Source organism: Salegentibacter tibetensis, assembly GCF_020164485.1.
GTDB classification, from domain to species: domain Bacteria; phylum Bacteroidota; class Bacteroidia; order Flavobacteriales; family Flavobacteriaceae; genus Salegentibacter; species Salegentibacter tibetensis.
The window spans coordinates 12,841-38,421 of record NZ_JAIQZA010000018.1 but is presented as its reverse complement, the minus strand read 5'-3'; the positions used below and the strand labels follow the sequence as shown (position 1 = coordinate 38,421).

22 protein-coding genes are annotated in these 25,581 nt (G+C 38.0%); 15 read left to right on the top strand and 7 right to left on the bottom strand.

The genetic code is table 11. The features are described 5' to 3' along the window. Positions 1 to 62: 62 nt before the first annotated feature. Positions 63 to 323: a YgjV family protein gene (locus LB467_RS10720; protein WP_224474034.1), complete on the top strand. Its 261-nt coding sequence runs from the start codon at positions 63 to 65 to the stop codon at positions 321 to 323. On the opposite strand, the gene LB467_RS10715 is transcribed toward LB467_RS10720, so the two are convergent. Beyond that, positions 320 to 1,003: a cell division ATP-binding protein FtsE gene (locus LB467_RS10715; RefSeq protein ID WP_224474033.1), complete on the bottom strand. Its 684-nt coding sequence runs from the start codon at positions 1,001 to 1,003 to the stop codon at positions 320 to 322. The genes LB467_RS10720 and LB467_RS10715 overlap by 4 nt on opposite strands. Before the next feature lie 161 nt (positions 1,004 to 1,164). Between LB467_RS10715 and LB467_RS10710 the strand changes: the two genes are divergently transcribed. The 5 genes from LB467_RS10710 (at position 1,165) to LB467_RS10690 (ending at position 10,132) form a co-directional block, all read left to right on the top strand. Then, positions 1,165 to 4,182 carry a tetratricopeptide repeat protein gene (locus LB467_RS10710; RefSeq protein WP_224474032.1) on the top strand — a complete coding sequence of 1,006 codons (3,018 nt, stop codon included), beginning with the start codon at positions 1,165 to 1,167 and terminating at the stop codon, positions 4,180 to 4,182. A 40-nt stretch (positions 4,183 to 4,222) separates the two neighbouring features. After that, a complete protein-coding gene (locus tag LB467_RS10705; RefSeq protein ID WP_224474031.1) occupies positions 4,223 to 5,941 on the top strand; it encodes a porin family protein in 1,719 nt (572 codons plus the stop codon). Positions 5,942 to 6,318: 377 nt separating this feature from the next. Then, on the top strand, positions 6,319 to 7,446 hold the full coding sequence (locus tag LB467_RS10700; RefSeq protein ID WP_224474030.1) for a hypothetical protein: 1,128 nt from the start codon (positions 6,319 to 6,321) through the stop codon (positions 7,444 to 7,446). 76 nt (positions 7,447 to 7,522) lie between these two features. Continuing rightward, entirely contained in the window at positions 7,523 to 9,151 is a 1,629-nt protein-coding gene (locus tag LB467_RS10695; protein WP_224474029.1) for an amidohydrolase, read from the top strand. 48 nt (positions 9,152 to 9,199) lie between these two features. Continuing rightward, a complete protein-coding gene (locus tag LB467_RS10690; RefSeq protein WP_224474028.1) occupies positions 9,200 to 10,132 on the top strand; it encodes a peptidylprolyl isomerase in 933 nt (310 codons plus the stop codon). A 125-nt stretch (positions 10,133 to 10,257) separates the two neighbouring features. On the opposite strand, the gene LB467_RS10685 is transcribed toward LB467_RS10690, so the two are convergent. Together LB467_RS10685 and LB467_RS10680 are read right to left on the bottom strand one after the other, a co-directional pair. Continuing rightward, complete coding sequence (locus LB467_RS10685) at positions 10,258 to 10,899, bottom strand: peroxiredoxin (RefSeq protein WP_224474027.1); 642 nt, start codon at positions 10,897 to 10,899, stop codon at positions 10,258 to 10,260. 141 nt (positions 10,900 to 11,040) lie between these two features. Beyond that, positions 11,041 to 11,610 (bottom strand): thioredoxin family protein, encoded by a 570-nt coding sequence (locus LB467_RS10680; RefSeq protein ID WP_224474026.1) that lies wholly within the window; start codon positions 11,608 to 11,610, stop codon positions 11,041 to 11,043. A 75-nt stretch (positions 11,611 to 11,685) separates the two neighbouring features. Here LB467_RS10680 and LB467_RS10675 point away from each other — a divergent pair, with 75 nt between their 5' ends. Beyond that, a complete protein-coding gene (locus tag LB467_RS10675) occupies positions 11,686 to 12,021 on the top strand; it encodes a tRNA-binding protein (RefSeq protein WP_224474025.1) in 336 nt (111 codons plus the stop codon). Positions 12,022 to 12,348: 327 nt separating this feature from the next. Here LB467_RS10675 and LB467_RS10670 read toward each other — a convergent pair whose 3' ends face one another. The 3 genes from LB467_RS10670 to LB467_RS10660 form a co-directional block, all read right to left on the bottom strand. Then, the gene (locus LB467_RS10670) at positions 12,349 to 14,865 is read right to left on the bottom strand and encodes a M14 family zinc carboxypeptidase (protein ID WP_224474024.1); all 2,517 of its coding nucleotides are present in this window, start codon (positions 14,863 to 14,865) and stop codon (positions 12,349 to 12,351) included. An 80-nt stretch (positions 14,866 to 14,945) separates the two neighbouring features. After that, on the bottom strand, positions 14,946 to 15,326 hold the full coding sequence (locus LB467_RS10665) for a PUR family DNA/RNA-binding protein (protein WP_224474023.1): 381 nt from the start codon (positions 15,324 to 15,326) through the stop codon (positions 14,946 to 14,948). Positions 15,327 to 15,401: 75 nt separating this feature from the next. Further along, positions 15,402 to 17,159, bottom strand: coding sequence for an ABC transporter ATP-binding protein (locus LB467_RS10660; RefSeq protein ID WP_224474022.1), 1,758 nt, complete (start codon positions 17,157 to 17,159; stop codon positions 15,402 to 15,404). A gap of 137 nt (positions 17,160 to 17,296) precedes the next feature. Between LB467_RS10660 and LB467_RS10655 the strand changes: the two genes are divergently transcribed. The 4 genes from LB467_RS10655 (at position 17,297) to yajC (ending at position 20,270) form a co-directional block, all read left to right on the top strand. Next, positions 17,297 to 18,400, top strand: a complete 1,104-nt coding sequence (locus LB467_RS10655) for a Glu/Leu/Phe/Val family dehydrogenase (RefSeq protein WP_224474021.1) — start codon at positions 17,297 to 17,299, stop codon at positions 18,398 to 18,400. An 82-nt stretch (positions 18,401 to 18,482) separates the two neighbouring features. Continuing rightward, the gene (gene nusB, locus LB467_RS10650) at positions 18,483 to 19,427 is read left to right on the top strand and encodes a transcription antitermination factor NusB (protein WP_224474020.1); all 945 of its coding nucleotides are present in this window, start codon (positions 18,483 to 18,485) and stop codon (positions 19,425 to 19,427) included. 48 nt (positions 19,428 to 19,475) lie between these two features. After that, entirely contained in the window at positions 19,476 to 19,940 is a 465-nt protein-coding gene (locus LB467_RS10645; protein WP_224474019.1) for a DUF1573 domain-containing protein, read from the top strand. A gap of 3 nt (positions 19,941 to 19,943) precedes the next feature. Continuing rightward, entirely contained in the window at positions 19,944 to 20,270 is a 327-nt protein-coding gene (gene yajC, locus LB467_RS10640; protein ID WP_224474018.1) for a preprotein translocase subunit YajC, read from the top strand. 148 nt (positions 20,271 to 20,418) lie between these two features. Here yajC and pepT read toward each other — a convergent pair whose 3' ends face one another. Then, on the bottom strand, positions 20,419 to 21,660 hold the full coding sequence (pepT, locus tag LB467_RS10635) for a peptidase T (protein WP_224474017.1): 1,242 nt from the start codon (positions 21,658 to 21,660) through the stop codon (positions 20,419 to 20,421). 97 nt (positions 21,661 to 21,757) lie between these two features. Here pepT and ggt point away from each other — a divergent pair, with 97 nt between their 5' ends. From ggt to LB467_RS10615, 4 genes are all read left to right on the top strand, one after another. Then, positions 21,758 to 23,461, top strand: a complete 1,704-nt coding sequence (gene ggt, locus LB467_RS10630; RefSeq protein WP_224474016.1) for a gamma-glutamyltransferase — start codon at positions 21,758 to 21,760, stop codon at positions 23,459 to 23,461. A gap of 192 nt (positions 23,462 to 23,653) precedes the next feature. Beyond that, a complete protein-coding gene (locus LB467_RS10625; protein WP_224474076.1) occupies positions 23,654 to 24,679 on the top strand; it encodes a quinone-dependent dihydroorotate dehydrogenase in 1,026 nt (341 codons plus the stop codon). After that, the gene (locus LB467_RS10620) at positions 24,680 to 24,928 is read left to right on the top strand and encodes a hypothetical protein (protein ID WP_224474015.1); all 249 of its coding nucleotides are present in this window, start codon (positions 24,680 to 24,682) and stop codon (positions 24,926 to 24,928) included. Positions 24,929 to 24,931: 3 nt separating this feature from the next. Continuing rightward, positions 24,932 to 25,546 carry a LysE family translocator gene (locus LB467_RS10615; RefSeq protein ID WP_224474014.1) on the top strand — a complete coding sequence of 205 codons (615 nt, stop codon included), beginning with the start codon at positions 24,932 to 24,934 and terminating at the stop codon, positions 25,544 to 25,546. Positions 25,547 to 25,581: the final 35 nt, after the last annotated feature.

The following is a 25,581-nucleotide window of genomic DNA, read 5'->3' as shown; positions in this document are numbered from 1 at the left end:
TTCTGAAACGAGTTCAGAATGACGAGCTTGAGAACTTTTCAAACAAACTCTTCTTTTTTTATATGGAATTCCTGGGAATTAGTCTAACAGAATGGATAGGTTACCTGTCCTCTTTTTTCGTCGCGATTTCTTTCTTTATGAAAAATATCCTCAAGCTTAGAATTGTAAATAGCCTGGGCTGTATTTTCTTTATTATCTACGGAATTTTAATCAATTCCTGGCCGGTGATTATTACCAATGCGGTTATTGTAGGCGTAAATTTTTACTACCTTTTTATCAATAAAAAACCGCACAGGGTAAAAGCTGATGAGGTTCAGCCCTAAACAGATTTTTGAACAACCTCAAAAACACGTTGCCCATCACATTTTAAGGTTTTGGAAGGATATTTCAGCAATAAAGCATAATCGTGCGTAGCCATAAGGATGGTGTTTCCGTTTTTACTGATTTCCTGTAGCACTTCCATAACTTCTACTGAAGTTTGCGGATCAAGGTTGCCGGTAGGTTCATCGGCAAGGATGAGTTCGGGGTCATTTAAAAGAGCGCGTGCAATAGCAACACGTTGCTGTTCCCCGCCGGAGAGCTGATAAGGATATTTAAATCCTTTAGATTTCATCCCTACTTTATCCAGCACTTCATCTATTTTGCTATCCATACCTTTCTGGTCTTTCCAGCCTGTGGCTTTCAGCACAAAAAGCAAATTGTCTTTAATATTTCTATCGGTTAACAATTTAAAATCCTGAAAAACAACGCCAAGTTTCCTTCTAAGAAAAGGAATGTCTTTTTCCTTAAGCGTCCGCAAATTAAAATCTACTATAGTCCCTTCACCTTCATTTAGTGGTAAATCGCCGTAAAGAGTTTTCATAAAACTACTTTTTCCGGTTCCGGTTTTACCAATAAGATAAACAAATTCGCCTTTGTTTATGTGTACATCTACTTCAGATAAAATAAGGCTTTCACGCTGATAAATAGCAGCGTTCTTTAATTCCAGGACGGTATTAGACATAAAAGTTAAGGCTTTTCTTCAGTGTAAAAATATCGGTAAATATACATTTTTCAAAAGCCGCGGGTTTACTTTTTTTTACATTAACATAATTATCACTTTATATCGGCGTTAATAAAGCAAGGTTTAAATTATCTTTGAATCATCAACTTAAAAATCTATAAATGACACCTAACAAAATTATCCTGTTTGTTGTTTTAATATTCTTCTCTTTTCACGGAAATTCACAGCGGTCGGCCAATTATACTCACGATCTCGCTGAATTTAATAAAGCCCTTGAACTTTATAACAATCAGCAGTTTTTGGCTGCCCAAAACCTGTTCGATGAAGTTAAAGAGCAAACCGAAGACGAGAAAATTGAGGGAGATTGTGCTTACTATATTGCCAATGCGGCCGTAAGATTAAATCAACCCGGTGCCGATAGGTTAATGGAGCGTTTTGTAAGCCGTTATCCTACCAGCACAAAAACCAATTCGGCTTATCTTGATGTAGCCGATTATTATTTTCAGACCGGAAAATATTCCCTGGCCCGCAAATGGTACGATAAAGTTGATGAAAAGAGCATGAGCCGGGCAGACAGGGATCGCTATTATTTTAATAATGGCTATGCCTATTTCAGAGCAAAACAATATGATGAAGCTCGTAAGTATTTAGAAAGGGTTCGTAATTCTCAGGAATACGGTTCTCAAGCTAAATATTATATTGGTTATATGGCCTACGAGGGCGATGATTATGAACAAGCCAACGAATATTTTGAGGAGGTAAGTAGTAACGATCGATACAGTGAAGACCTTTCTTATTTCCAGGCCGATATGAATTTTAAACTGGGAAATTTTGAAGAGGCTATTAAACTTGCCAAAGAACAATTACAAAGTTCTAACCGCATAGAGCGTTCGCAATTAAATAAGATTATTGGTGAAAGTTATTTCAACTTAGAGCAGTATGAAGAGGCTTTGCCTTATCTAACCGAATATAGCGGGGACCGCGGGAGGTGGAATAATACAGATTATTACCAGTTGGGATATGCTTATTATAAACAAGGAGATTACGAAAAAGCGATCTCTGAATTTAATAAAATTATAGATGGGAGGAACGAGATCGCGCAAAACGCTTATTATCATTTAGCGCAATCTTATTTGGAATCCAATCAAAAGCAACAGGCCTTAAACGCTTTTAAGAATGCCGGAGAAATGGATTTCAATCCAAAAATCCAGGAAGATGCCTATATGAATTACGCTAAGCTGAGTTATGAGATTGGTAACAGTTATGAGAGTCCGTCCCAGGTTTTGATAAATTTTATTGAAAAATATCCAAATTCTGAAAACAGGGCGGCCATGGAAAGTTTGCTAATAGACTCTTTCCTTACCTCCGGAAATTTTGAAGAGGCTATGCGTTTGTTAGAAGACAATCGCAATTTCAGCGATAAACAAGCTTATCAAAAAGTAGCTTATTATTACGGACTTCAACTTTATGAAGATGGTGATTATGCAAAAGCTATAACTAATTTCGAGAAAGCGCTCTCTGAGCCCAGGGATCAACAGATAACTGCAAAAGCTACCTTTTGGAAAGCTGAAAGTGAATATAATATTAACCGAATAGATGAGGCAGTAATTGGCTACCGTGAATTTTCAGGGATGAATGCCGCACAGGGTACAGAGGAACTGGATAACCTGGATTATAACCTTGGATATGCATATTTTAAAAAGAATGAATATTCCAGAGCGATAGAATATTTTAAGCGTTATTCTGAAAATGGCTCTAATGATGTGGCCCGCCGGAATGATGCTTTGCTAAGACTGGGAGATACATATTTTGTAAGCAGCCAGTACTGGCCGGCAATTGAAGCCTATGATAAAGCACTTTCGCTAAGTGGAGAGAATGATTATGCTGCTTTTCAAAAAGCGATGAGCTACGGATTTATTGACAGAAGAGATACCAAAATTTCTGAACTTCGCAGCTTTATAAATCAGTATTCCCGTTCCTCTTTTAGGGACGATGCAATGTATGAGCTTGGAAACACTTATGTTTCAGCCAACAATACTAGCGAAGCTTTAACTTCTTACGATCGTTTAATCAGGGAAGTGCCACAAAGTGCGTTTGTACCCAAAGCGATGCTACGCCAGGCCTTGATTCATTATAATGCCGATAATGGAAACCGCGCGCTGGAAAGGTTAAAGAAAGTGGTTAGCGATTATCCAAATACACCCGAAGCCAAACAGGCAGTTTCTACCGCGAGAATGGTTTATGTAGATCTAGGCCGTACCGATGAATATGCCAGCTGGGTAAGAAATATAGATTTTGTTGAAGTAACTGATGCCGATTTGGATAACACTACTTACGAATCTGCCGAAAATCAATATTTTAATAATGAATATGACAGGGCGATTAGCGGATTTGAAAATTACCTGCAACGTTTTCCTAAGGGAATCCATTCTATAAACGCGAATTTCTATTTAGCGCAATTATATTTTAGAAATGGAAGCAAAGACAAAGCAGCAGCTAAATACCGTTTTGTAGCCGATAAACCTAAAAATGAATTTACCGAACAGGCACTTTCAAGGTTATCTGAAATCTTGCTGGAAAATGAAAACTATCGCGAAGCCGTTGGTTATTTGGAGAAGCTTGAAAAAGAAGCCAGCTCTGAGCAAAATGTAATTTTTGCACAATCTAACCTTATGAAATCTTACCTGGAATTAAATCAGCCGGAAAAAGCTGCTAATTACGCCGATAAGGTATTGGCTAATTCAGCATCAGATTCAGAAGCTAGAACCGATGCCCGTGTTATTGTGGCTCGTGCAGCTTTTGCTTCAGGAAATATGGGTAAAGCGAAAAGCGCATATTCCGAAGTGCAAAAAACAGCCAAAGGAGAATTGGCTGCCGAGGCTTTATATTATGATGCTTATTTTAAAAATGAAAGCGGAAACTTCGAAGCTTCCAATGCAGCGGTACAAATCCTGGCTAAAGATTTTTCCGGTTATAAACGTTGGGGAGCAAAAGGTTTGGTCTTAATGGCCGATAACTTCTACGAACTGGACGACACTTATCAGGCCACTTATATTTTGGAAAATGTAATTAAGAATTTCCCCAACTATCCTGAAATTGTACAGGAAGCAAAGCGGGAACTCTCCAGGATAAAGACAGAAGCGGCAAAAACCAATTCTTCAGTAGAAGCAAATAACTAATTCAACTTTCAATCTAACATTTAAGAATTTCTATATGCAAATGTTTTCAATAAAAAGAAGCCTGTTTTTAAGTACGTTTTTAATTAGTGGGGTTCTTTTTGCTCAGGATCCTATAGATAGCGAAACTGTAACGGTTATAAAGCCATATACCCCTACGGTGCAAGATGCTAACAAGATAAAGCAAACTCCCAGCCAGTCAGATTCTGTTAGGACAGAAAAAAGGCCGGTGCAATACAGTATATTTTCTGTTCCGGTGGCATCTACGTTTACTCCTGCGAAAGGACGTGCTACTACCGTAGAAAGGGAGAGACCGGTAAAGGTTTACGATAATTATGCGAGTCTTGGTTTTGGAAATTACGGTAACCTTCTAGCCGAATTTTACAGCAACCTGGAAGTAAGCCGAAGCGATAATTTTGGAATCTATTTAGATCATAATTCATCTCAAGGTGGTATTGAAGGAGTAGCACTGGATGATAAATTTTATGATACCGAATTAAACTTAAGCTATAATTCTAAAACACGTAATTTGGGATGGAAAACCGAAGTAGGGGCCCAGCACCAACTTTTTAACTGGTATGGATTACCGCAAAATGCTAATTTCAGTAATGCAGAAATAAATGCAATAAACCCTTCTCAGAATTATTTCTCAGCTTATGCAGGTGGGGAAATAGAACTTTACGATTCGTTTTTTGATAACGCAAAGGCAAAATTCAGACATACGGGTGATGCATATTCCACTGCAGAAAATCATTTTGATACCCGTGGTACTTTTGAAGTTAATATCGGTGATGAATTAATTACCACAAATATCTATACAGATATCGTAAATGGTCAAATGGGAGAGCAATTTCTGGCTACGGAAAATTATGAATATACCTTTATGAACTTTGGCATTAATCCCAGTCTATTAATTCTAAGGGACGACCTTACCTTAAATCTTGGTGTGGCTTTTTTCTATAGTCAGGATATTGAAAACAGCGATGGCAACTTTTATATCTATCCAAAAGTAACAGCAAGTTACAGGTTGGGCGGTGATTATTTTACGCCTTATGCCGGGCTGGAAGGTGGACTGCAACAAAACACCTATTACAGGTTTATTCAGGAAAATCCTTATGTATCTCCAAGCTTAGAAATTAGGCCAACCGACAATGAGTACAATGCGTACGTTGGGGCTAAAGGAAAATTGAGTAATAGTATTTCTTATAATTTTAAAACAGGCTATGAGTCGCAATTCAACAAAGCATTGTTTAAGCGAAATGCGCAGGCGAACGATTTAATGGCTGAAAATTATGCTTACGGGAATTCCTTTGAAGTAGTTTATGATGATGTAAAAACCCTGTCGGTTGCCGGAGAAGTAAATGTTGATGTAAACCGAAACTTTCGTCTTGGAATTAATGCTGAATACTTTAATTACAGCACAGACAACGAAGTAGAAGCCTGGAATCTTCCAGATTTTAAAGCCTCATTAAATGCCGATTACCAAATTAACGAGAAGTGGTACACAGGAGCTAACTTATTCTATATTGGCGAGCGTTTTGATCAGGAAAGGGTAGCTTCAGCAGGAGAACCAACAATGAGTACAGTTACACTTGACAGCTTTTTTGATGTGAATGCTCATTTGGGCTACCGCTTTAATGAAAGACTTTCGATATTTGCAAAAGGAAGCAACTTGTTGAACAATGATTACCAACGTTGGACAAACTTTAGGGTTCAGGGATTACAGGTTCTTGCCGGAGCAACTTATAAATTTGATTTTTAGTAAAAAAAATATTCATAAACTTTTAAAGAGGCTGTCTGAAAAGATCTGGTTTCGTCAAGCTGAACTTGGTTCAGCTTCTAACATATTTTGATTATCAACATCTTAGATTCTGAAACCAGTTTAGAATGACGATTTTATAAACCTTTTCAGACTGCCTCTTTTGCTTTATTCACAATATAATTTACGAGATGTGATTATGTAGAAGTCTTTATTTCAGTAGTCTAAGGGTATGTTCTATGTAAAATTCCTTAACAATAACACAACATTAGAAATTCAAAATTAACATTAGAACTAACTAATATTGTACCCAATTTTCAATATGGTGTTCTGTGAAGGCCAATTTTAAAAACAACAAATCTATTAAAACAGCTACTTAAATGGCAAAAGGCAGTAAGTTTCAACGTAGTGACCGGTCCCGTCCCTATTTGAACGTCCTGGACTTTATGGTTCAGGAAAAAACATTTCTATCGCTTATCATTGTTGGTATTATTGTAGCAGGAATTTCTACAGGTTATGGTCGTGCGGCGATGTGGGTTGGTTTTTTCTTCGCTGCTTATGCGGCTGTGGCCAACGACAGTATACAATCTCTGGGGACATTTATTGAAAGTAATAAAAATAAAAAGTGGTGGGTGCTTTGGTTGTTTACAGGGGGTATTTTTCTTGCAACCGTTACTTTTAGTTGGATTTATTATGATGGGGATGTTACCTATCAACGTCTTTTAAATCCCGATGGTACTTCAAATTATCCTCATCCTGAACAATTTAGTTTTTTCCAGGTAATCGCACCGCTGGTATTGTTGATTCTTACGCGTTTAAAAATGCCGGTTTCTACCACGTTTTTACTTTTGAGTGTGTTTAGTGCTGATACTTCAGGTATTACTTCGGTGGTATGGAAGAGTTGGACGGGTTATATCATGGCCTTTATACTTTCATTCCTGGTATGGTACCTTTCTTATAATTTTATTAAAAAATATTTTAAAAGCCGAAAAACCCACGTTGGTTGGACTATTGTGCAGTGGGTAGTTAGTGGTACTCTTTGGGCTGTTTGGGTAATGCAAGACGGTGCCAATATTGCCGTATTCCTACCTAGAGAACAAACATTAACTCAATTTATCATCTTTGCCCTAAGTATTTTCGCAGGCCTTGGCTTTCTATATTATTTACGTGGAGATAAAATCCAGGAAGTAGTAAGTGAGAAGGTAAGGATTTCTGATATTCGTGCAGCGACCTTAGTAGATTTAACTTATGTAATCCTGCTTATTTACAAGCTGTTTATTAGTACGGTACCAATGAGTACTACCTGGGTATTCCTTGGTATTATTGGGGGTAGGGAAATCGCGATAAGCCTGGCTAGAAATAAAAAAGGTAAAAAACATCGTATGAAAGCCGGTAGGATGATCTTTAAAGATTTCTCTTACGCGATGATTGGTTTATTTGTCTCTGTAGCACTGGCTGCTGCCGCAAACCAAAGTATTCGTGACCAGATCATTGATGCTATCTTTTAAGTCTGATAATTAAATAAACATACTAAAATGCGTCTTTAACGGGCGCATTTTTTATTTTTATCCAAAATTGAGAATAATGAAAAAAATATTACTGTTTAGTCTTTTTAGCATCCTGCTTATTTCCTGTAATTCTGAAGATAAAGAGAAAGCTGATCTTTTAGTTTTTAATGCTGAAATTTATACTGTAGACGATAATTTTAGTACTGCGGAAGCTTTTATTACAAAAGATGGTAAATTTCTTGAAATTGGTACTGCTGAAGCTCTTGAGGAAAAATATCAAGTGACAGAAAAACTCGATGCCGGAGGTAAAAGTGTTTTTCCGGGTTTTATTGATGCCCACGCCCATTTTTATCGCCTGGGTTTACAGCAGCAACGCGTAGATCTTGCTGGCACAAAAAGTTTTGATGAGGTGGTACAACGCATCGTTGATTTTCAGAATAAACGTAGTGTAGATTTTATTACCGGCAGGGGATGGGATCAAAACGATTGGGAAAACAAAGATTTTCCTACTAAAGATACTTTAGATCATTTATTTCCAGACACCCCAATTGCCGTAACCCGTATAGATGGCCACGCACTTTTAGTGAACCAGGCTGCTATTGATAAAGCCGGAATCACTACTGAAACCCCTTTTGATGGTGGCGATATTGAACAAAAAGACGGTAAACTTACCGGTATTATTATAGATAATCCTATGAGCCTAATTGCCGATGCGCAACCTGCACCATCTATAGAAGAGCAGGTGAATGCCTTACTTGACGCTCAAAAAATTTCTTTTGAATACGGCTTAACAACAGTTGTGGATGCCGGAATAGATCGGGAAACCATAGAGCTAATGGATAGCCTGCATAAAGAAGAAAGTCTAAAGATCAGGTTATATGCAATGATTAGTAATACTAAAGAGAATCTTGATTTTTACCTTGACAAAGACCCTATAAAAACAGAAAGATTAAATGTGCGCTCGGTTAAATTTTATGGTGATGGCGCACTTGGTTCAAGGGGTGCTGCTTTAAAAGAGGAGTACAGCGATCGTGCAGGCCACTACGGAGCTTTGCTTTCTCCGGTTGAAGATTTTAAAAAAACAGCAGAGCGTGTGGCTGCTTCAAAATTTCAGCTGAATACCCACGCTATTGGAGATTCTGCTAATTACCTGGTTTTAGAAACTTATGATGAGCTTTTAAAAGACGATAAAGATCGGCGATGGAGGGTAGAGCACTCGCAGGTTATAGATCCATCAGATTTTAAATATTTCAGCAAAAATATTATTCCATCTATACAGCCAACACACGCTACCAGCGATATGTATTGGGCTGAAGATCGCCTGGGGGAAGAAAGGATGCAAGGTGCATATGCTTTCAAGAAATTACTTGATCAGGCCGGTATCGTTGCTCTAGGAACCGATTTTCCTGTAGAAGAGGTGAGTCCGTTTCTTACTTTTTACGCTGCGGTGGCAAGACAGGATACCGATAACTATCCCGAAGGAGGATTTATGAAAGAACAGGCTTTATCTCGCGAAGAAACTTTAAAGGGAATGACGATCTGGGCGGCTTTCGCTAATTTTGAAGAAGACGAAAAGGGAAGTATAGAAGCAGGAAAATTTGCTGATTTTATAATATTGGATAAGGATATCATGAAAATTGAGGCTTCAGAAATCCCTGAAATTAAAGTTTTAGAGACTTACGTTAATGGCGAAAAAGTATACTAAACCGGTTACGCTAAAAAAGATATCTTTGCATCTTAAAAATATAAGAAAATGAACGACGGATTATATGCTAAATTTCATACTACTAGAGGTCTTATTTTAGTGGAATTGGAATACGAAAAAGTGCCCGGAACGGTAGGAAACTTTGTAGGTCTTGCCGAGGGTGAGCTGGAGAACGATGCTTTTCCGCAGGGTAAACCTTATTATAACGATCTTAAATTTCACCGGGTGATTCCTAATTTTATGGTTCAGGGCGGTGACCCGCAGGGAACAGGAGTTGGTGGTCCTGGTTATAAATTTGAAGATGAAATTCACCCCGATTTAAAACACGATTCCCCCGGAAAACTTTCTATGGCCAATGCCGGTCCCGGAACCAATGGGAGTCAGTTTTTTATTACTCATACCGAAACTCCCTGGTTAGACGGGAAACATACTGTTTTTGGCAGTGTGATTGAAGGTCAGGATGTAGTGGATAGTATTAAGCAAGGCGATAAGATTGAGAAGCTTGAGATCGTTAGAGCCGGGGATAATGCGCAGAATTTTAATGCTGTAGAATCTTTCAGGCAGTTTGATGGCGCTAAGGCCAAAAGAGAGGAAGCCGCAAAACAAAGGGAAGAAGAATTGCTTGGAAAACTATCCCAGGGTTTTAAAACCACAGAAAGCGGACTTCGATATAAAATTGAAAAAAAGGGAGAAGGCGCGAAACCGGAGAAAGGACAAACCGTTTCAGTACACTACAAGGGAATGCTTACCGATGGAAGTGTTTTTGATTCTTCTTATAAAAGAAATCAGCCGCTGGAATTTCCGGTAGGGGTAGGGCACGTAATCAGTGGATGGGACGAAGGTATTCTATTGCTAAATGTTGGAGATCAGGCCCGTTTTGTAATTCCTTCACATTTGGCTTACGGAGAGCGTGGTGCAGGTGGCGTTATTCCACCAAACGCAGCTTTGGTTTTTGATGTAGAATTGGTTGCGGTAAAGTAAGAAACCCACTAACCCCCAATGGGGGAATTTTTTAAATAGAAAAACACCTCACAGGTTTTTAAAACTTGCGAGGTTTTTTTTATATCCGTCATTCTGAATTTATTTCAGAATCTAGGTTCTTAAACTTACTTAGAATCCGGTTGTGGCGTCATTCTAAGGTATGGTTTTACCTCTTTAAAACCTTTAGGGAACATCTCTTTGGCATCTTCATTAGAAACCGAAGGGCTAATCACTACGTCTTCTCCCTGCTTCCAGTTAGCCGGCGTAGCCACTTTTTGGTAAGCAGTAAGTTGTAATGAATCAATTACCCTTAGTAGTTCATCAAAATTCCTACCGGTACTGGCAGGGTAGGTGATCATTAGTTTTATTGTTTTATCTGGACCAATTACATAAACCGAACGTACGGTTAGGGTATCATCTGCTTTTGGGTGGATCATCCCGTAAAGCTTAGAAACCTTTTTGTCCTCATCAGCGATAATTGGGAAATTCACCGTAGTGTTTTGAGTTTCGTTGATATCTTCAATCCAGCCTTTATGAGATTCTACCCCATCTACACTCAGTGCCATTACTTTGGTATTTCGGGCTTCAAATTTATCTTTATATTTCGCCACAGTACCTAATTCTGTAGTACAAACCGGCGTATAATCTGCAGGATGCGAAAATAAAATTCCCCAGCTATCTCCTAAATAGTCATAAAAATTGATTTTTCCTTCTGAAGTTTCAGCATCAAAATTTGGTGCTTTGTCTCCTAATTTTAATTCGCTCATAATGCTATATTTTTAGTGATTCAATATAAAATTAAAGAATAATTTTCAGTAGAAACCTACCAAACCAATAGGATTTGTTTGCATTGTGATAAAATTAACTGATAGCTGCTTTTTAAATTTCCGCTTGAAGATCTAAGAATATTAGGATTCGGGTGTGTATTTCCATTTTATATTACAGCCCATACTGGGCTTCTGATTCTCTGGAACTTTTTTATTTGAAAGTACAGCATCCATAGCATCACGCAGGTGTCGGCCATTAACCGGGATTCCATTTCCGGGTCGCGAATCGTCCAGCTGCCCGCGATAGATTAATTTAAGATCATCGTCAAAAAGATAGAAATCTGGTGTGCAGGCGGCTTTATAAGCCCGCGCCACTTCCTGGGATTCATCGAAGAGATAAGGAAAAGAGTATTGATGCCTCCTGGCAACCTCATTCATATTCTCGGGATGATCTGCAGGGTAGTTTTCTACATCGTTACTCATAATGGCAGCAAACCCAAATCCCAGTACGCGGTAGTCTCCGGCTAGTCTCACTATTTCCTCGTTTACATGTTTCACGAATGGACAGTGGTTACTTATAAACATAATTAAAGTACCTTTTTTACCCCTGATATCTGTTAGGGAATATCGATTATTTGTGATTACATCTATAAGGTTAAAATCGGGTGCCGGTGTACCCAGCTCTATCATATTTGAAGCGGTTCTGGCCATCTCTCTTTTCTTATAAATTTACAAATTCACTTCGGAATATGGACTTTTTTTCTAATTTGGATTAAAAATTAGACTATGAAAATTTCCTGGAAGGATTTTGAGAAAGTAGAAATGCGAATAGGAACCATTATGGAAGTTTCAGACTTTCCTGAAGCTAAAACTCCGGCCTTTAAAATGCTCATTGATTTTGGCGATGAAATTGGAATGAGAAAAACTTCGGCACAAATCACCAGGCGCTACAAAAAAAAAGATTTGCTCAACAGGCAAATAGTTGCCGTTGTTAATTTTCCGAAGAAACAAATCGCTAATATTATGAGCGAATGCCTGATTTTAGGAGCCGTAGGTGAAGGAAATGATATCGTGCTTCTCAATACAGATTTTAAAGTAGAAAACGGTTTACGTGTAGGCTAAACTAAATTGAGTTCCTGTTTTTTCATATTTATTCACATAAGCTCCAATGCAATGCGGTCTTATGAGGATAGATAAAGAAACTGGCTTCTTTCAGCTCATACGCAGTTTGAACTTATCATTTTGATGCTTATTCGTTTAAAAACCTAAAAACCAGGTTTCTTGTGGTTTCTGCAGATATCCAAAAGCCACTCCCATCACCGGGATCTGCCAGGGTTTCGGTTAATTTCCATTTCCTGGTAATTTCTTCTCCGGACTATTTATTAAAGTAATTGGTTCTATTATATAAATGCACACAAACAGTAATGCTTGCGTGCATATTATCAAATTTTACATCTCATCACCAAAAAAGATGGCATTCATTAATAATTTATTTGTTCCAAACCAGAAAGCCCTGAAGTTGGTATTATCGGTAAATAGAATAACGTTACCGCGTCCCATTCCTTTATGTTTAAATGGAACTGTACCTGCAATAGAATCTAATCTCGGTGCGCTAATATAACCGCTTAGCAACGGATCTTCAGTATACTGAATCGGGTTATTATAGCTTTGTTTATCGGCTTCAACAAAGATCGTGGTATTTCTAAAAAGTGGAAGTTTATCATTGGTATACCCAAAATTAACCGGGTGGGACCGATCTATATTCGCTTCAAAGATAGCGCCGCCAATTCCCTGTGCACCTCTAAAATCTCTTTGTTCTTCGAAACTAATATCTTCGGCTACCAGGCTGTCTTTCTTAATTTCCAGTTCCATAAAATCTTCCTTCTCAAAAAGTTGGGCGGCATTGCGGTAACCAATTAAAGTCCCCCCATCACGAATCCATTCTTTTAATTTGTCTAAATCTTTGCTTTTTAAAGCGCTGCTCCCGGAATTTGGAAGAATAATATCGGTATATCGGCTCAAATCTGCTCTGGAAAATCTTCTTGTGTCCAGTTTGGTGATTTTCATATCATAGCGCTGATCAAACAGATGCCAGATCTCACCGGCGTCGTAAGGAGTAATGCCTTCACCTACGATTAAAGCTACTTTTGCAGGTTTAAGTGCCCTAAATTGGTTACTTCCCAGGTTAACACCTTGTGTTAGGCCGGTGCTAATGGCATCGATTTGCACGTTAGATTTTTCTGCTACCTTTTGCAGAAATTCGTGCATTTCATCTGCATCCAATTCTTGATTTTGAACTGGTACTAAGATTGTTCCATAGTCATACTCTCTATTCGCTAAAGAAAAAGGCTGCATTCCCACTTTTGCACGGAGGCCTTTTTCCAGGATCATATTTAAAGCTTTTGGCGAATAGAAATCGTGCCATTGCATTACATAAGCATAACTGCTTTGCTCCGGTGACTGAATTTCCGGCTTTTGCAGATCTTCTATCTTTTTCCCGGCTTTATTCATCTTCACATCTTCAGCAAAATCAAGGTTGAAAGCCAGTGGAAGGGTCCAGGCCGAAATATCATAGAATAAACTGTCTTGAAATTCTGTTCGACGTTCAAACATAGCCTCCACCAATCTATGTTGACGCTGATTTTTAGGAACTACATAAGCAGAATTCTTTTTGAAATTCTTCCCATCAGTTTCAAAATCTTCTTCAATTTGGTGGATCTCTATTTTATGTTTCTCGAGTATTTTTGCTAATTCGTAAGCTGAAGAAGCATCCTTTTCACTTCCGAATACATAAGCACCATTTTCAGCAGAATTACGTGCGTTTTTATAAAAATTGCGCTGATAATTCAGGATGGTTTCGCGCATATTTTTAGCTGCTTCCAAAGTAGAAAGCGCAGCGGTAAATTGATTTCTAATGGTAAATGGGAAAGTAAGCACGCCGTTATCGGTCTCCTGGGCGTGACCACGGGAACTTCCCTGTTCAAAGAGAATTCCTATACTTCCGTTAATATCTGGGAAAGTAGAGCCTTTTCCATAGTAAAAATCGTCGTAGTTTTCTTCCGTATAATAAAAGGAGCCTAATTCGTCAAAAGCTTCGGCATGATAGGTCCCTATTTCCCTGGTAAGGTCCTGGTTAATATTAGGTGTAAGCGGGTGTGTTCTTGAAGGGATTCCTGGTTGGAAGAAAAAACTGGAATTGGAGCCCATTTCATGATGATCTGTCAAAATATTTGGCATCCACTTATGAAAAGTTTCAATGCGTGCCTGAGATTCCGGTAATTGAACCGGCAACCAATCACGGTTCATATCAAACCAGTAATGATTAGTTCTACCACCTGGCCAAATTTCGTTGTATTCACGATCTTGTGGGTCGGGATTTATATTCTCACTTTTATTAGTATTGGCCCAATAAGAAAAACGCTGTAAACCATCAGGATTAAAGGAAGGATCAAAAAGAATTACGGTGTTTTCCATCAATTCTTCTATTTCTTCACCTTCAGCCGCAGCTAGATAATACGCTGCTAGAAGCGCTGCGTTAGATCCACTGGCTTCATTGCCGTGAATAGAAAATCCCTGATTCACCACAATAGGCATTTCTTCGGTATTAAGAGAAGAAGCATTTTCCTGAGTGAGGGCAAGATGATTTTCTCGAATTTCCTCCAGGTTATCGTGGTTTTCTTCAGAAGTGATAGTAAGGAGAATTAGCGGACGACCTTCGTAGGTTACTCCCCGGTTTTCTATGCTGATTCTTGGAGAAACTCTGGCTAATTCCCTCATATAATTTAAAAGTAAATCGTGGGTAACATGCCATTCTCCAGGGATGTAACCAATAATATCTTGTGGTTTTGGGATTTCCTCATTGTAGCTCACATCTTGTGGGAGGTAATAATCCAGACTAAGATCTTCTTGCTGGGCAAATGAGTTAAAACAAATACAGAAAATAAGAAAGGGAAGTAGTTTTTGCATGATATTTTGTTTGGGTTGTAAATATAAAAAAACCGTCCGGAAAATATCTAGACGGTTTTATATAATCTTAAAAGTAATTTTTAAATGTCGTCGAAACTTACATCGGTAAATTTTTCTGGAGAAACTTCTTTAGAAACTCCGTTTTCAGATGTTTCATATTCTTTTTTGAAGTCCTTTTGGTGACGCTCGCTTATTACTTCTTCTCCTTTTTCATTAAGGATAAAATCGGTCATTTTCTGAAGAATTTCATTGAAACCAGCAAAATCTTCTTTATATAAATAGATCTTGTGTTTTTTGTAGAAAAAAGAACCATCATCGTTGGTGAATTTTTTGCTTTCGGTAATAGTCAGGTAATAATCGTCTGCACGTGTGGCCCTAACGTCAAAAAAGTAAGTCCTTCTGCCGGCCCTTAGCACTTTAGAGAATATTTCTTCTTTCTCCATCATTCCCTTGTCGCTCATAAAATAGATTCTTTAATAGTTTTGTTTTAGTACTGTTCAAAAATCTAAAAATTTTTAACATCTAGCAAAAAAAATTCACATTTCTTTTTCATTTAGCTGTTTTGCGTATAATTCTTTGTAATAGCCTTGTTGGTTTATTAATTGGGTATGAGAGCCTTGTTGAACAATTGCTCCGTCTTCCAGAATTATAATCTTATCGGCATTTTTTGCTGAAGAGATCCTATGGCTGACAATTATGGTAGTTTTCTCTTTTGAAATTTTAAATAAATTACTCAGGATTTCCTCTTCGGTTTCGGTATCTACTGCTGAAAGGCAATCATCAAATAGCAGGATTTTTGGATCGTGAATAATAGCACGGGCAATAGAAACCCGCTGCTTTTGTCCGCCGGATAATGTGATACCGCGTTCTCCTAAAACAGTGTCATAACCTTTGCTGAAACCAACGATGTTTTTATGTACCGATGCATTCTTAGCGGCTTCAAAAATTTCTTCGTCACTGGCATTTGTTTTCCCGAATTTGATATTGTTTTTTATGGAGTCGCTGAATAAAAATGCATCCTGAGGAACGTAACCAATGCTGTTCCTTAAACTATCCAGGTTGAGGTCTTGAATGTTTTTGCCGTCTAAACAAATCGCTCCCTTATCAACATCATATAGCCTGCCAATAAGTTCCAGGATGGTAGATTTACCTGCACCGGTCTTCCCAATAATAGCAAGTGTTTCCCCGCTGCTCACTTCAAAAGAAATATTTTTAAGGGCGGTGATATTCGTGTCATCGTAAGTGAAATTTACATTTTTAAAGGCAATGCTTCCGTGAATTTCATCGGGCGTTTCTTTTTGATTGGTGATTTCAGGTTTTTCATCTAAAAATTCGTTTATGCGTTCCTGAGAAGCATCAGCTTGCTGCACTAAAGAAGTCACCCAGCCAATGGAGGCAATGGGCCAGGTAAGCATGTTTACATACAGGAGAAATTCAACAATAACTCCAATATTTTGAATTTCGCCATTTATATATTGGTTACCACCAACATAAATTACCAATACGTTACTAATCCCTATTAATAACACCATAAGAGGAAAGAAAAAGGCCTGAACTTTTACCAGGTCAATATTTTTGTCCCGGCTTCCGTTGGCCAGGTCAACAAAATTATGATTGATCTGGTTTTCCATCCCGTAGGATTTTATCACGGCAATTCCGCTAAAGCTTTCCTGAGTAAAAGTATTAAGTCTGGAAAGATATTGCTGCACCACGGTACTGCGTTTATGAATGGCCACACTTATTTTGTAAATAGAAAATGCCAGAACGGGGAGCGGCGCTACCGTATATAAAGTAAGCTCTGGCGCTGCCTGAACCATAAAAATTAAAACAACAACGGTAGAGGTAAAAGTGGTGACCGTATACATAATGGCCGGGCCAAGGTACATTCGCACTTTGCTCACATCTTCGCTAATTCGATTCATCAGATCGCCGGTGCGGTTTTTTTTATAAAAATTAAGTGAAAGATCCTGGTAATGCTGGTAGATCTCGTTTTTAAGATCAAATTCAATATAGCGGGAAACCACAATAAAGGTTTGCCGCATTAAAAATGTAAGAAATGCCGCGACTAAAGTAGCTCCTATTATTAGCGCAATATTTATAGCGAGTTCAGTTTGGAGTACTTCCATTGTACTTATCTCGCCATTTATATATTGCTCTATCGCATCAGTAGAATCCCCGATTAAAGGAATATAATATAGAGCGAAAATACGGGCAACTATGGTTATTACAAGGCCAATTAATAATTTCCATTTATATTTCAGGAAATATTTATTGAGATGCTTAAGGTTTTTCATCTAAAGGGTAAAAAAGCTAGTTTTTGAGGATATGTTATTTTAACACGTTTTAAAAACCTCTTTGTTGAAATATTCTTTATTTTTGCATTGTGATTTTCAGAAATACGAAAACACTAATTTATAAAATGTAACAAGTTATGCAAGTTGATGTTCTAAATGCAAATGAACTTAAAAAGTCTGCACCGGTATTCGGTCAGCTCTCTTTTGACAACCACGAGCAAGTAGTTTTTTGCAACGACAAAGATACAGGTTTAAAGGCAATTATTGGTATTCATAACACGGTTTTAGGACCTGCCCTAGGTGGTACCAGAATGTGGAACTACAGCACTGAGTGGGAAGCATTAAACGATGTTTTGCGCCTTTCACGAGGAATGACTTTTAAAAGTGCGATTACCGGACTTAATCTTGGTGGCGGGAAAGCTGTAATTATTGGTGATGCTAAAACACAAAAAACTCCTGAACTTATGAGGAGTTTTGGACGTTTTGTAGATTCCCTTAGTGGAAAATACATCACAGCAGAAGACGTAGGAATGGAAACTGCCGATATGGATACCGTACGTGAAGTTACCAAATACGTAACCGGAATTTCTGAAGATAAAGGTGGTGCGGGAAATCCGTCTCCAATTACTGCTTATGGTGTTTTTATGGGGATTAAAGCCGCAGCTAAGCACAAATTTGGAAGCGATGACCTGGAAGGAAAATCTGTTTTGGTTCAGGGAATTGGTCACGTTGGTGAAACCCTTGTAGAACATTTAACTCAAGATGGCGCTAAAGTTTTTATTAGTGATATTAACGAAGAACGTCTTGAAGCAGTAAAAAATAAATACGGTGCCATTATTTATCAGGGCGCCGATGTATATGGAGCCGAAGTAGATATTTATGCACCTTGTGCCCTTGGAGCCACGATTAACGATGACACGGTAAACCGCATTAAGGCTAAAGTTATTGCAGGTGCAGCTAATAATCAATTAGCCGATGAGCTTACCCACGGAAAAATCCTTAGAGAAAAAGGAATTGTTTACGCTCCTGATTTTCTAATTAATGCCGGCGGAATTATAAATGTTTACGCCGAATTGGAAAATTACGATAAGAAAGAAATTATGCGTAAAACCGAAAATATCTACAATACTACGCTGGAAATTCTTTCTAAGGCAGATAAGGAAGATATGACTTCACACTTCGCAGCGCTTAAAATAGCGCAGCAAAGAATTGATGATAGAAAAAAACAGAATTTGAAGTAGTCAATTTCAAAAGTTTGGTATTTTTGCAGGGCGAAAGAATATTCTTTCGCCTTTTCTAATTCTAAAAAGTTCTTTTACACTTATGTTGACAAGAAGACATATTCGGGTTAAAGTAATGCAATCACTCTACGCCTTTAACCAAAGCCAAAACGACAACCTGGGAACCGAGGAGAAATTCCTGCTTAAAAGTATGGAAGAGATGTACGATCTTTTTCTGGTACAATTAAGCCTTATTGCCGAACTGAAAGGCCAGGCAGAAAACTTTTTAGAAAAATCTCAACAAAAGCACCTTGCCACCAGCGAGGATAAAGACCCAAATAAAAAGTTTGTTTCCAATGCTATTTTTGAAATCCTGGAGCATAATGAAAGTTTGCAGGATGCCTTAGAATCAAGAAAAATAACGCATTGGAAAAGGGATGATGATTATGTGCAAATTATCTGGCAGAAATTAAAGAAGAGCGAGCTCTATGAAAATTATATGGAAACTCGCGACTCCAGCTTTAAAGAAGATAAGGCGTTTATTGTCGCTATTTTTAAAGAAGTTATCGCTCCAAACGAAAAACTTTACGATTATTTGGAAGATGCGAAGCTTACCTGGATAGATGACCTTCCACTTGTGAATACTGCGATTCTAAAATTTCTTCAGAAATTAAAGCCGAATTCTGCTGAAAATATGAAGCTTGGAAAGCTTTATAAAAATGAGGACGATAAGGATTTTGCTAAAGAATTATTCAGAAAAACTTATTTGAATGATGATGTATTGGCCAAAGAAATGCTTGGTAAAACGCCAAACTGGGATAAAGACCGAATCGCAGAAATTGATATGATTCTTATTAAAATGGCGATTTGTGAATTTTTAAAATTCCCATCGATCCCGGTAAAAGTAACGATTAACGAATACCTGGAACTTGCAAAAGAATACAGTACCCCGAAGAGTAGTATTTTTATAAACGGAGTACTCGATAAACTCTCTAAAGAATATCAGGAAGATAACAAATTAAATAAAGTAGGGCGGGGCCTTATGTAGTCAATAAATTTTCTTATTTTTAAAAATTAAATTATAAAGTTCACAATTATGAAAAATGGAATCTTAATGTTAGCTGCAGTAGGTGCACTGCTATTTACTTCTTGTAAAGACAACAACAATAACGCCTCAGAAAAAGTTAAGGCTGAAAATGTAGAAAGCGCTGCAGAGCGTGATGCAAAGGCTACTGTCTATCCAAAAATGGAATTCGAAGAATCAGAACATGATTTTGGGAATATTCCTAAAGGTGAAAATGTAGAACATAACTTCACTTTTACCAATACTGGCCAGGCGCCATTGGTGATTACCAATGCGAAAAGTACTTGTGGTTGTACAGTACCAACCTGGACAAAAGAGCCAATTCAACCTGGAGAGTCCGGCGAAATGTTGGTTAAATTCAACGGTTCTGGGAATGGGCAGGTAACCAAAACGGTGACAGTTACTGCTAACACAGAAGCTGGTACAGAGCGTCTTAGGATTAAAGCCTTTGTAGAAACCGATGAAAACGCTAGCTAGTAAATGGATCAATTAACAAATTTTGCCCCAATAATATTAATGTTTGTAGTGGTGTATTTTTTTATGATACGCCCGCAAATGAAAAAAGCTAAACAGGAACGCAATTTTGCATCGGAATTAAAACGTGGTGACCGCGTGGTGACCAAAAGTGGAATGCACGGCAAGATCGTTGACTTTAGCGAAAAAAATAATTCAGTGATTATTGAAACCGGAGCAGGAAAAATAACTTTCGATCGTTCTTCCATCTCTATGGAAATGAGTAAAAAACTTAACGAGCCGGCAAAACCAGAAAAGGAAAGTAAGGCCAAAGCCATTAAAGAAAAGAAATAGTTTTTTCTGTTTTAAATAATTTAAATTCCCCGAGGCAAAACCTTGGGGAATTTTATTTTTAGAAGGCTGCTGTTTGCAAGTTTTAAAGGCGTCATTCTGAACTTGTTTCAGAATCTCCAATAATGCCTCCTGGGTTTGTCCAGGCAGTTTACTTATATTTATCTGCAGTCAATTCAGCAATTTTCACAATTACTTCAGTGGCTTTTTGCATACTTTCTACCGGTACATATTCATACTTTCCGTGGAAATTATGACCACCGGCAAAAATATTAGGGCAGGGCAGTCCCATATAACTCAGTTGAGCCCCATCGGTTCCCCCGCGAATTGGTTTTAATAGCGGTTCAACATTCACTTCTTTCATCGCGTCTTCCGCAATTTCTATAATATGCATCACCGGTTCGATCTTTTCCCGCATATTAAAATACTGGTCTGTAATTTCTACTGAAATACAATCACTTTCATACTGGGAAGATATCTCTGAAGCCAGGTCCTGTATCATCTCTTTTCGCGCCTTAAAGTGCCCTAAATCATGATCCCGAATAATGTATTCTAATACGGTTTCTTCAACATCACCTTTCATTTCGCTTAGATGAAAAAATCCCTGTCTGCCTTCGGTATGCTCAGGTGTTTCCATTCTTGGTAGCGAGTTAATAAAATCTACAGCAATATACTGGCTGTTCACCATTTTATCCTTGGCATAGCCGGGATGTACACCTTTCCCCTTAACGCGAATAATAGCTTTTGCAGCGTTAAAATTCTCAAATTCCAATTCACCAATTTGGCTGCCATCCATAGTATAAGCCCATTCTGCGCCAAATTTTTCAACATCAAATTTATGTGCTCCACGGCCAATTTCTTCATCGGGGGTAAATCCTATACGAATCTTTCCGTGAGGAATTTCAGGATTATCCAGTAAATACTGCATTGCGGTCATAATTTCGGTGATCCCTGCCTTATCATCGGCGCTTAAAAGACTGGTGCCGTCGGTGGTAATTATGGTTTGTCCTTTGTATTGTTTTAGATCATCAAAATACTCAGAAGACAAAATGATGTTTTTTTCTTTATTCAGAACAATGTCGTTACCATCGTAATCTTCGATGATTTGGGGTTTTATATCAGTCGCATTAAAATCTGGAGAGGTATCAAAGTGAGAAATAAAACCAATAACCGGTACCTGATGAGGAACATTCGCGGGCAATGTAGCCATCACATAGGCGTGATCGTCTATATTCACCTCTGCCATTCCCATTTCCTTTAGCTCTTCGGCTAATTTCCGGGCTAAAACCCATTGTTTTTCTGTGCTGGGAGTGGATTTGCTTTCTGGGTCGCTTTGGGTGTCAATTTTTATATAGGTAATAAAGCGATCTATGATGCGCTGTTTGTTAATCATTTTGCTAAGCTTTTATTATTCAAAATTTATAAGCTATTTTGTAAAATTAATAGTCCTGGCAAATATAAATTAACCCTTATATCTATTCTATAAACTTATGAAAAAAATAATATATTTTGTAGCGATTATTCTTCTTGTTTCTTGCAAAGAGGAGCAGCCTCTAGCAACGCTTAAATCTAAAGATAATCTTGGTTTTGTAGCAGACAGCGCTATGGTAGTTTCTGCCAAGGAAGAAGCTTCTTCAATAGGACTTTTCATTTTGCAGCAAGGTGGAAATGCTTTTGATGCTATGGTGGCCACCGAGATGGCTTTAGCGGTTTCCTATCCTTTTGCCGGAAATTTAGGTGGCGGCGGATTTATGGTATATCGAAAAGCAGATGGAGAAATCGGTTCGCTGGATTATCGTGAGAGAGCTCCCTACCTGGCAACTAAAACCATGTATCAGGATAAAGATGGAAATGTGCAGCCAGAGAAGAGTATGTTCGGAGCACTTGCCGTTGGTGTTCCGGGAACTGTAGCCGGTATTTTTGCCACTCACGAAAAGTTTGGATCCTTGCCTATGGAAGAAATTTTAAAACCCGTTATTGCCCTGGCTCAAAAGGGTTTTGTAGTGACCGAAAAACAAAATAACACCCTGGCCAGGTACCGGGAGCAATTTCTTCAGGAGAATAAGGATACTATCTTATTTGCAAAGTCCTACAATTCTGGTGATACTATTAAAAATCCTCAGCTTGCAAATACGTTAGAACGAATTGTTCAAAATGGGAAAGACGAATTTTATGGTGGAGAAACGGGGAAAAAACTGGTAGCATACCTTCAGGAAAGAGGAGGTATTATGAGTATGGAAGATTTAAAGGAATATCAAACTCACTGGCGCGATCCTATTGAAGTAAAATATAATGACCTTAAAATAATTTCTATGCCGCCACCATCGAGCGGGGGCATTGTATTGGGGCAAATCTTAAAAATGCTGGAATCTTATCCTTTAGATGAATTTGGACATAATTCACTAAAAAGTATACAGGTTTTAACAGAAGCAGAACGAAGGGCTTACGCCGATAGAAGTTTTTATCTTGGAGATCCAGAATTTTTTGATATTCCGGTAGAAACATTGTTAAGCGATGAATACGTTTCTGGCCGAATGGATAATTTTAGTTTTGAACAGGCTACTCCATCCTCCAGTATTAGTTATGGGGAAATTCCGGGGTATGAAAGCGATGAAACCACACATTACTCTATAGTAGATCAATTTGGAAATGCCATAGCGGTAACTACTACTTTAAATGGAGCTTATGGTTCTAAAATGTTTATTGAAGAACTGGGATTTTTTCTGAATAACGAAATGGACGATTTTAGCTCTAAACCCGGAGTTCCTAATATGTTTGGACTAATTGGAGCAGAAGCGAATGCGATAGCACCGGGAAAGAAAATGCTAAGTTCTATGACCCCTACAATTGTTGAAAAAAATGGCGAATTTTATATGAGTTTAGGATCTCCCGGGGGCTCTACTATTATCACTTCAGTTTTGCAAACTATTCTAAATGTTGAAGAATTTGGAATGAGCATGCAAGAAGCGGTTGATGCTCCCCGATTTCACCATCAATGGTTACCCGATGAAATCCTTTTTGAGCCAAGGGCATTTGAAGCGCAAATACTGGATTCATTAACGCAAAAAGGCTATAATATAAATGAAGGAGAATCCAGGATAATTGGAAAAGTAGACGCTATAAAAGTTTTGCCCGATGGGCGACTGGAAGGAGGAGCTGATAAAAGAGGAGACGATTCTGCCAAAGGTTATTGAGAGAATAAAAAAGAATTTTGCAAATATGCATGGGGAGATTAGAAGTTAGTTCCATTTTTTATACGAAAAACTGGAAGCCAAACGAAATAATTTTCCTTTTAAAAAGTGATTTATTTTTTACTGGATCTAAAATAATCTCTCAGAGATTTTCGGGCTTTTTAAATTAAGTTATTTTTGCCCAAACCAATAACCATGTACAAATCTTCACTTAGGCCTTTATTATTCCGATTTGACCCGGAATGGGTGCATCATTTTACCTTTAAAACCCTGAAAAAAATTGGCAAAACTTCTGCTTTTAGAAGTTATGTAAGAAAGGAATTTCAGGTGGTAGATCCACGCCTGGAACGAGAAGTTTTTGGTTTAAAGTTTAAAAATCCGGTGGGTCTGGCGGCGGGATTCGATAAAGATGCGAAGCTTTTTCAGGAATTGTCAGATCTTGGATTTGGGTTTATCGAAATTGGAACCGTAACCCCAAAATCACAACCCGGAAATGAGAAAAAGCGATTGTTCAGGTTAAAAGAAGATAGCGCGATTATTAACCGCATGGGTTTTAATAATGATGGAGTAGAAGCTGCGGTTGAACGTCTCAAAAAGAATAAAAATGTTTTGGTTGGTGGTAATATTGGAAAGAATAAAATTACGCCCAACGAGAATGCGGTAGATGATTATAAGATATGCTTTGAAGCCCTTTATGATTATGTGAACTATTTTGTGGTAAATGTTAGTTCTCCAAACACGCCTAATTTGAGGGAATTGCAGGATAAGGAGCCACTTACCAATTTGTTGAATACCCTGCAGAGCTTAAATGCTGAAAAGCCAAAACAGAAACCGATTTTACTAAAAATAGCCCCCGATCTTACCGAGTCACAACTTTTGGATATAATAGATATTGTGAAGGAAACGAAAATTGCCGGGATAATCGCGACAAATACAACTATTTCGCGCGAAGATTTACAATCTGAAAACAAGAACGAAACCGGCGGACTAAGCGGGAAACCTTTAAAAAATCGATCTACTGAAGTTATTCGATTTCTTTCTGAAAAAAGCAATAAAGCTTTTCCTATTATTGGTGTAGGAGGAATCCATTCTGCTGATGATGCTTTGGAAAAACTTGAAGCCGGGGCCAGTTTAGTACAGCTTTATACAGGATTTATTTACGAAGGACCGGGACTTATAAAAAAGATTAATCAGGCAATTTTAGCCAGAAGCACTAAATAAATGAAGAAATTCTACCTTAGTTTTTTATTGCTAGTTTTAATTAGCCTTGATGCCTATAGTTTCTCTGAAACAACTTCGGAAGTGACCCATACAGTAATTAGGAATGGAATTAGTTTAGGAACTGTGGTAGCTGCAGTTACTTCCTGGGCGCGAAATCGATCAGTTTTATTAATGATTATCCACGGATTTTTTAGCTGGTTTTATGTGATCTATTTTCTGCTTACAAGAAAGAAATCTGAAAGAAGATAAATTTTGTTAGAGCAACTTATTCCCTTTTTAACTGCATCGGCGATTCTGACCATCTCACCCGGTCCCGATATTATTTTCGTGATGGTACAGGGAATGGCAAATGGAAAGAAACATGGAGTTGTTACTGCTCTTGGTCTTGCTGCCGGAATTATAATTCATGCCAGTCTGGTAGCTTTTGGGGTCTCTGCAATAATTAAAAGTTCTGAAACCTTATTTTTTGTTATCAAACTTTTTGGCGCTGTTTATCTGCTCTACCTTGCCTGGCAGGTTTTTAGAAGCGATCCTGAAATCGCGTATTCTGCAAAAGGAATAAAAAAGAAATCATTGTTTTCCCTGTTTAAGCAAGGTTTTATAATGAACGTTCTAAATCCTAAAGTAACCATATTTTTCCTCGCCTTCTTTCCGGGTTTTCTTTGGGAACCGGGAGGGAACACTGTGATGCAATTCTATATTCTTGGTGCGGTTTTTATGCTTTTAACAATGCTGATTTTTGGAAGCGTAGCATTATTGGCCGGGAAAATTTCTACCTACCTTAAAAATCATAAACATTCCGGTGTGGTTTTAAAATGGCTGCAAATAGTGGTTTTTATAGGAATCGCTACTTTTATAATTATCTAAAAGATTTCAATATTAATTCATTACAAGAAATTTAG